Source organism: Stenotrophomonas sp. GD03777 (genome assembly GCF_029842485.1).
In the GTDB taxonomy this organism is placed as follows: Bacteria; Pseudomonadota; Gammaproteobacteria; order Xanthomonadales; family Xanthomonadaceae; genus Stenotrophomonas; species Stenotrophomonas sepilia.
In genome coordinates, this window is record NZ_JAOCGL010000159.1 from 1 (window position 1) to 6,167 (window position 6,167).

5 protein-coding genes and 1 pseudogene are annotated in these 6,167 nt (G+C 68.5%); 5 read left to right on the forward strand and 1 reads right to left on the reverse strand.

Annotated features, from left to right (window positions below):
• The 3 genes and pseudogenes from N5E02_RS19725 to N5E02_RS19735 form a co-directional block, all read left to right on the forward strand.
• Window positions 1-809, forward strand: a pseudogene (locus tag N5E02_RS19725) (peptidoglycan-binding protein LysM); the annotation flags it as partial.
• A complete protein-coding gene (locus tag N5E02_RS19730) occupies window positions 806-2,428 on the forward strand; it encodes a CHASE2 domain-containing protein (protein ID WP_065179242.1) in 1,623 nt (540 codons plus the stop codon). The pseudogene N5E02_RS19725 and the gene N5E02_RS19730, both read left to right, overlap by 4 nt.
• A gap of 98 nt (window positions 2,429-2,526) precedes the next feature.
• Window positions 2,527-2,979 carry a DUF4442 domain-containing protein gene (locus N5E02_RS19735; RefSeq protein WP_072168538.1) on the forward strand — a complete coding sequence of 151 codons (453 nt, stop codon included), beginning with the start codon at window positions 2,527-2,529 and terminating at the stop codon, window positions 2,977-2,979.
• A 127-nt stretch (window positions 2,980-3,106) separates the two neighbouring features.
• Here the strand turns inward: N5E02_RS19735 and N5E02_RS19740 are convergent, their stop codons facing one another.
• Window positions 3,107-4,423, reverse strand: a complete 1,317-nt coding sequence (locus tag N5E02_RS19740; RefSeq protein WP_032954375.1) for a hypothetical protein — start codon at window positions 4,421-4,423, stop codon at window positions 3,107-3,109.
• Between the two features lie 76 nt (window positions 4,424-4,499).
• Here N5E02_RS19740 and N5E02_RS19745 point away from each other — a divergent pair, with 76 nt between their 5' ends.
• Together N5E02_RS19745 and N5E02_RS19750 are read left to right on the forward strand one after the other, a co-directional pair.
• Window positions 4,500-5,183: a DUF502 domain-containing protein gene (locus N5E02_RS19745; protein WP_005418129.1), complete on the forward strand. Its 684-nt coding sequence runs from the start codon at window positions 4,500-4,502 to the stop codon at window positions 5,181-5,183.
• Window positions 5,180-5,968, forward strand: a complete 789-nt coding sequence (locus N5E02_RS19750; RefSeq protein WP_065185485.1) for a queuosine precursor transporter — start codon at window positions 5,180-5,182, stop codon at window positions 5,966-5,968. The genes N5E02_RS19745 and N5E02_RS19750 overlap by 4 nt, the downstream gene beginning before the upstream one ends.
• The last annotated feature ends 199 nt before the right edge of the window (window positions 5,969-6,167 follow it).

Below are 6,167 nucleotides of genomic sequence, written 5' to 3' on the forward strand. Positions count from 1 at the left end.
CGGTCAATGGCGCCGATCATTACCGGGTGGAAGTGGTGCAGGCGGCAACGCCGGAGATCCTGCTGTTCGCCGCCACCACCGCCGACACCCGGCTGGCGATCGGCGATCTGCCGCCTGGCCAACTGCGCATCCTGTTGCGCGCGGTCGACGCCCAGGGGGTCGAAGGCCTGGATGCCAGCGCCGATTTCGAGCTCGGTGACCAGCCACCACCGCCGCTGACCGTATCGCCGCTGCATGGGCAGACGATCAACAGCGACCGCCCGCGTTTCCGCTGGAGCCAGGCCCCCGGTGCGCGCAGCAGCGTCCTGCAGATCGCCACCGAGCCCAGCTTCCTGCAGCCCCTGCAGGAGCAGGCCACCCATGCGACCGACCTGCGCCTGACGCGACCGCTGCCGCCCGGCCAGTACTACTGGCGCGTGGCTTCGCGCGATGGCGAAGGCCGACAGGGCCGCTATGGCCAGGCGTTGCCGCTGCAGCTGAGCAATGAACCAGTGGACCCGGCACTGCAACCGCCCGAGGCCGCACACGGCGAGCTGACGCTGCGCTGGCAGGCCGGCAGCGAAGGCCAACGCTACCGGGTGCAGGTGGATCGCCGCGGCGACTTCAAGGCACCGCTGGTCGACGAAACCGTGGATCAGCCGCAGGTGAGCTTCAAGCGCCCGTGGAGCGGCACCCTGCATGTACGCGTGCAGTACATCGACGATGACGGCCACGCCAGCGCGTTCTCGCCTGCCCAGCAGGTCCCGCTGCCGTGCCGCCTGTGCTACGGCGCGGGTGGCGGTGCCCTGCTGCTCTGGTTGTTGTTGTGAGGCGCTCGCCGCTGCCATGGTCGAAGCGGATCCTGCTGGCCCTGCTGGCCGGCGTGCTGACCATCGTGGCCAGCCAGGGACAATGGCTGTGGCGGCAGGACGAGGCGGCCTATGATGCGCTGGTCGGCAACTGGGAGTACCGCCCCGATCCCAGCGTGCTGATCGTCGCCATCGACGAAGGCAGCCTGCAGCGCATCGGCCAGTGGCCCTGGCCACGCTCGGTGCATGCACGCCTGCTTGACCGCCTGACCGATGCCGGCGCCGAACGCGTCGCGCTGGACCTGATGCTGTCCGAACCGGATCGCCGTGACAGCCGACAGGATGATCAACTGGCGGCCGCCATCCGACGCAATGGCCGGGTGGTGCTGCCGGTGCTGGCCGCACCGGCGGCCGGCGACCGCATGGCCGAGGAAATGCTGCCGATCCCACAGATCGCTGCCAGTGCTGCCGCCATTGGCCACACCGATGTCGAGGTGGATGGCGACGGCGTCGCCCGTGGCGTCTATCTGCACGCAGGTATCGGCCAGCCGCACTGGCCGGCACTGGGCCTGGCACTGGCCGACCTGCCTGCCGGTGCCGTACGCGGCCTGCCCGATCCCGACCCGGAACTGGGCTCGCCCTATCAATGGCGTCGCGACGATTACGTTCGCGTGCGCTACGCCGGCCCCCCCGAGCGGCTGCCACAGGTGTCCTATGCGGACGTTCTCGATGGCCACGTGGACATGGCGATGCTGCATGGCCGCCGCATCGTAGTTGGCATGACGGCCAGCGGCATCGCGCCCCGCCTGCTGACCCCGACCACCCGCGAGTTCTGGATGAGCGGCAGCGAGTACCAGGCCAACATCACCTCGATGCTGCTGCAGCACAAGCAGATCGATGTTCTACCGCATGCCTGGCAGCACGCCATCAGCGGTGTGCTGGTGGCGCTGTGCGTGATCCTGCTCGGCCTGCGCCTGCCCTGGCTGGTCGCGCTGTGTTCGTTGCCGATGCCTGCCCTGCTGAGCTGGCTGCTGCTGCGCACGAGTGACCTGTGGTGGGCGCCGGCCAGCGCGATGCTGGGCGTGACGCTGGCACTGCTGGTCTGGGCGGTGTGGCGGATCTCGGCCTGGCACCGCCAGGCCAACCGCGACGCCCTTACCGGCCTGGGCAACCGCCTCCGCTTCGAGCAGTCGCTGCAGCAGGAATGTGATGCAGCGCGGCGCAGCGGCAAGCCATTGAGCCTGGCGCTGATCGACGTCGACCACTTCAAGCGCCATAACGATCGCCACGGGCACCAGGTCGGCGACCGCGTGCTGCGTGATGTCGCCCGCCTGATCGGCGCCCATGCGCGCCGCCCGCGCGACATGGCGGCACGCTACGGTGGTGACGAATTCGCGCTGGTGCTGCCGGATACACCGGCCGAGGGCGCACGCCAGGTGATCGAGGACCTGATTGCCTGCGTGCGCGCCTTGCCGGCGCCGGGCGATGGCAGCGACGATACCGTCACGCTCACCATCGGCGTATTCACCCGCGTGCCCGACGGCGAACTGCAGCCCCACCATTTCGTGGAAGGCGCCGACACCGCCCTTTATCAGGCCAAGGCCAACGGCCGCGACGGGTACATGATCGACGGCCCATGAGGCAGGACATGCACGCCGCCGTAGGACACACGCCCGGGGTGCAACATACGCATGCGAATGGTTAGACTGGGCGCCTCGCCTCGCGCCCCCGGACCCGCATGAACGCCCGCCTGTTCCGCTTCGGCATCAACCTGTGGCCACCGTTCCTGTTCACCGGCATCCATGTCACCCGCATCACGCCCGATTACCGGCAGATCGACGTCGAGCTGCGGCTGCGCCCGTGGAACCGCAACTACGTCGGCACGCATTTCGGCGGCAGCCTGTTCGCGATGACCGACCCGTTCTGGATGCTGGGCCTGCTGCACATCCTCGGCCGTGACTACTACGTGTGGGACCGGGCCGGTGCGATCGATTTCCTCAAGCCTGGCCGGGGCACGGTGCGCACCTCGTTCCGCATCGACGATGCGCTGCTGGCCGAACTGCGTGCCGAAGCAGCGGGCGGCGAGAAGGTGCTGCGCTGGTTCAGCAACGACGTCGTCGACGACAGCGGCGAGGTGGTCGCCCAGGTGCGCAAGCAGGTCTATCTGCGGTTGAAGCCACACGCGCGCTGATCCGGCGCGGGCGCTGTCCTCTGCTGCCCTGCCAGGGAGGCTCCGATGCGCCCGTATGCGCGTGTGCACCTGCGGAGCGAAGGCAGCCGCGAGGATGACGGGGACAGCGCGCACTGGCCGCCGCTGCTCAGTCGCGCGCGGCGGCGGCCGGGGCGTCCCCTGCCACCAGCGATACCGACAACCATGGGCTCTCGTCGGTGCTGCGCGGCGCTGAGCGCCGCGGTACCTGCAGGCGGCGGCCATCGGCCGACAACTGCGGTGTCCGCACCTGCGAGCGGAACTGGGCAGGCAAGCGCTTCAGCGCATCCACAGGGTCCTCGGCCTGCTGTCGCAGCCAGCGTTGCGCACCGATCAGCCGCACCATCGCGGCGGCATCCTGGGGCCGTGACGAATAGGCGGGATAGGCCGGGCCCGCGATATCGGCCAGCACGCACCCCATGACGTTCGACAGGCAGCCGAAGTCATGCTGCGGCGGTGCCGGTACCGGCAGCGGACGATCCGCCTCCAGCGCGGTCATCGCCGCCGCGCCACAGGCCCAGCCCAGGTTGCCCGCCACTCGCGCCAGGGTGCTGCTGCGATCGAGTACCAGCACGCCACCGAACTCCTGCGCCGAGGTTTCGATCGCAGCCCTGCTCATCGCATACTCGCCCTGCATCGCACGGCACAGGCTCTGTTCGGCGGCCCGCATCGGCTTCATCGCCTGCTCGCATTCCGCTGGCAGCGGTTGGTCGGCCGGCAGTTCGACCAGCATGTCGGCCAGCAGCTGGGCATTGGCCTGCACCAGGCTGGCACCGATGATGCTCTCCACCAGGTAGCTGCCGCCCGTCACCAGCCGGCGGCCCAGCTGCAGCCCCCGGCAACTGCCACGCAGTGCACCGTCGATATCACCCTGCACATACGCCAGCGCGCGTGCGCTGGTGGCGTCGATCACCAAACCATAGGCCGGCATCGGCACCAGGATGCCCTCCCCTTTTGGCCGGAACGGCGACACGAAGTGATCCGCATCGGCCAGCTGGTCCAGGCGCGCATGCAGCTGCTGGTGGCCAGCGTGGGCATCGACGAAGCGCTGCGGGTCCGCACGCACCTGGCCGAGGCAGTCACTGGCGGTCGGTCCGCAGCTGGCCGAAGGCCGTGAATGCAGCTCGACGTGGTCTTCTGCCAGCTGCGGACGGGCGCCGCCATTGCCGCGCGGATCCGCCTCCCAGCGCTGTACATCCCGGGCCAACGCCTGATCGCGCTGGTCCGGGTCGAGATCGTCGAACGCGAGTGTCCACAGCAGCGCAAAGCCGTTGCGGCCATCAGCGGGCAGGCGGGCCTGCAACCGCTGCTGGGCCTGCAGCCGTGATTCCGGCACCGGCCACATGCGCGAGGCGCACCACACCACGATGGCCAGCACCAGCAGTCCTGCCAGGGCCCAGCCCAGTCCGCGCAGAATCTTCAACACAGCTTCCCTTCCATGCATCGTTGCCGCAGTCGATCCCCCAGCGTAATCGACCGGCCGTGGCCGCTACAATGCGCGCATGTCGCTCGAAGCCCCCGCCCTGGTCCCCCGCCCCTCCCTGCAGCGCCTGTTCCTGACCGGCCTGCTGACCCTGCTGCCGATCTGGCTGACCTGGGTCGTGGTCAAGTTCGTGTTCGTGCTGCTTTCGGGCATTTCCAGCCCATTGGTGGTGCCGCTTTCCGAGCAGATCGCGACAAGCTTCCCGCATTACCTCGGTTGGGTCCGTGCCGAGTGGATCCAGAACACCATCGCCCTGCTGGCCACCCTGCTGGTGATCCTGGCGGTGGGCGTGGCCAGCCGCCGCGTGCTCGGCCAGCGCCTGCTGCGCTGGGTCGGCGCGGTGATCAAGCGCATTCCGTTGGCCAGCATCATCTACGACAGCGCCAAGAAGCTGCTGGACATGTTGCAGACCGAACCGGGCAGCACCCAGCGCGTGGTGCTGATCGACTTCCCGCACCGCGACATGAAGTCGGTCGGGCTGGTCACCCGCGTGATCAAGGAGCACGGCACCGACCGTGAACTGGCCGCGGTGTACGTGCCAACCACACCGAACCCGACCTCGGGTTACCTGGAGATCGTGCCGGTGGAGCTGCTGACCCCGACCGACTGGACCGTCGACCAGGCCATGAGCTTCATCATTTCCGGCGGTGCCGTCGCACCGTCCAGCGTTCCGTTCACGCGCGCAGGCGAACGCAGCGAATGACAACCGCGGCGCCGATCGAGCGCCCGCTGCAGGACCGCGCGGTCCTGCTGTTCATCGTGCTGGCCGCGTTCTTCTGCGGCAACGCCGTGCTGGCCGAACTGATCGGGGTGAAGATCTTCGCGCTGGAAGACACCCTCGGCATCGATCCGCTGAACTGGAACCTGTTTGGCCAGACCGGCTCGCTCAGCTTCACCGCCGGTACCCTGCTGTGGCCGGTGGTGTTCATCATGACCGACACGATCAACGAGTTTTTCGGCAAGCGCGGCGTGCGCTTCATCTCGTGGCTGGCCGTGGTGCTGATCGCCTATGGCTTCCTGTTCGCCTTCGCAGCGATCTCGCTGGCGCCGGCCAGCTGGTGGGTCACCTCGATGGACGGCCACGGCGTGCCGGACTACCAGGCGGCATTCGCCGCGGTGTTCGGCCAGGGCATGTGGACCATCGCCGGTTCGCTGGTGGCCTTCCTGCTCGGCCAGCTGATCGACGTGGCCGTGTTCCATCGCATCCGCCAGGCCACCGGCGAGCGCCACGTGTGGCTGCGTGCGACCGGATCCACCGCGATCTCCCAGGTGGTGGACAGCTTCGTGGTGATCTGGATCGCCTTCGTGCTCGGCCCGCAGCACTGGCCGACCTCGCTGTTCCTGGCCGTCAGCAGCGTCAACTACATCTACAAGATGGGCTTTGCGATTGCCTTGATTCCACTGCTGTACCTGATGCGGCGTGCGATCACCCGCTACCTGGGTGCCGATAGGGCCGCCGCCCTGCGCGCCGCGGCCGCGGCTGACTGAAGCCCCAGCGGCAAAAAGCTGACTGCGCCTTCACGCTGGCCGTACGCGGCCGGATCGTGCAAGCTCCACGGTCTGTGTTCCACGGAAGCTCCTGATGCCGCATCCCACCCGCGCCCTGGCCGCCGCCATTGCCGCGTTGTTCCTGTTCAGTGCCATGCCGTCGGCCGAAGCAGCGAAGAAAAAGGCCAGCCGCCCTGCC

Bases quoted from the DNA above. Each gene is read 5' to 3' on its own strand.
- N5E02_RS19745 (WP_005418129.1), top strand. From the start codon at position 4,500: ATGTCGCTCGAAGCCCCCGCCCTGGTCCCCCGCCCCTCCCTGCAGCGC.
- N5E02_RS19735 (WP_072168538.1), top strand. From the start codon at position 2,527: ATGAACGCCCGCCTGTTCCGCTTCGGCATCAACCTGTGGCCACCGTTC.
- N5E02_RS19750 (WP_065185485.1), top strand. From the start codon at position 5,180: ATGACAACCGCGGCGCCGATCGAGCGCCCGCTGCAGGACCGCGCGGTC.